Raw genomic sequence first — 1,253 nt, 5'->3', positions numbered from 1 at the left:
GCCCCGACTGAAGCTTTCGCGGCGGCACTCCAGCAGCACAGCCAGGGCGGACGAGTCGAAGCGGGCCAGCGCGGTGGCATCCACCACCACCGCCGCGCCGGTCTGGGAGCGCAGGCCCTGCAGCAGCATGCGCAGCGAGGCCGTGGCCTGCGCGTGGGTCAGCTCGGCGGGCAGCACCAGCATGTCAGTTCTTTTTGGCGTTGGCCTGGTTGCGCGCGGCCAGGCTGGCGATCAGGCCGTCCACACCCTTGGCGTTGATCTCGCTGGCGAACTGGCTGCGGTAGGTTTCCACCAGCCACACGCCCAGCACGTTCAGGTTGTAGATCTTCCAGCCCGCGCCCTCGCCGGGGGTTTTGACCAACCGGTAGTCGAGCTGGATGGGGTCGCCACCGCCTTTGACTTCAGAGCGCACCAGCACTTCCTTGTCGTCAGGGCTGGCGCGAAAGGGCTTCATGCTGACCTCTTGGTCGCTGACCTGGGCCAGCGCGCCGGAGTAGGTGCGCACCAGCAGGGTTTTGAACTCGTCCTGCAGCTTTTTCTGCTGCTCAGGCGTGGCCTGGCGCCAGCCGGGGCCTACGGCAGAGGAGGTCATGCGCGCAAAGTCCACGTTGGGCATGATCTTGGCATCTACCAACACCATGACCTTGGCCACATTGCCCTGTTGCAGGGGTTTGTCGGCCTTGATAGTGGAGAGCACATCGGTGGAGATGCGCTTGACCAGCGCGTCTGGCGCTTCATCGGCGGCCATGGCATTGAAAGTTGCAGCTACCGCCAACACAGCTCCAGCGGCCCATTGGCCTAACAAACGACGTTTCATACTGACTTTCTCTACGCGGAACATCCGCACTACCTTAATGAAAATGCGCCCCAACGGTTGACGCAGGGGCTTTGTACTTGGGGGCTTATTTGGGCTCGGGCGGGTTGCCGTCGTACACATCGTTGTCGCGCACCTGCAAATAGAAGTCGCGGGTGAAGGAGTATTTGTCGAGCGCGGCCTCTTCCAGCGATTCGGTGGCGCGCAGCAGGTTGGCACGGGTGTCCACCAGGTTCAGGCCCGCCAGGCGGTCGCGCGTGCCGGCATCGGGAAACACCTTCAGCGGGTTGCCGTAGGCATTGACCGACCAGGCCGAGATGTCCCGCACCGTGGAGGGCCCCAGCAGCGGAATCACCAGGTACGGCCCCGACGGCACGCCCCACCAGCCCAGGGTCTGTCCAAAATCTTCGCGCTGCCGCTCCAGGCCCATGTCGGTAGC

General features: G+C 64.1%; 3 protein-coding genes. All 3 read right to left on the bottom strand.

Annotated elements, in window-relative coordinates; genetic code table 11:
- Nucleotides 1-183 (bottom strand): STAS domain-containing protein (locus tag AC097L_RS24910; protein ID WP_479589396.1); only part of this gene is annotated, 183 nt, incomplete at its 3' end.
- 1 nt (nt 184) lies between these two features.
- Nucleotides 185-817, bottom strand: a complete 633-nt coding sequence (locus tag AC097L_RS24905) for an MlaC/ttg2D family ABC transporter substrate-binding protein (protein ID WP_479589395.1) — start codon at nt 815-817, stop codon at nt 185-187.
- An 85-nt stretch (nt 818-902) separates the two neighbouring features.
- Nucleotides 903-1,253 (bottom strand): MlaA family lipoprotein (locus tag AC097L_RS24900; RefSeq protein ID WP_479589394.1); only part of this gene is annotated, 351 nt, incomplete at its 5' end.

The organism is Rhodoferax sp. RT5P35, from assembly GCF_056521385.1.
This window is presented reverse-complemented; position numbering and strand designations above follow the sequence as displayed.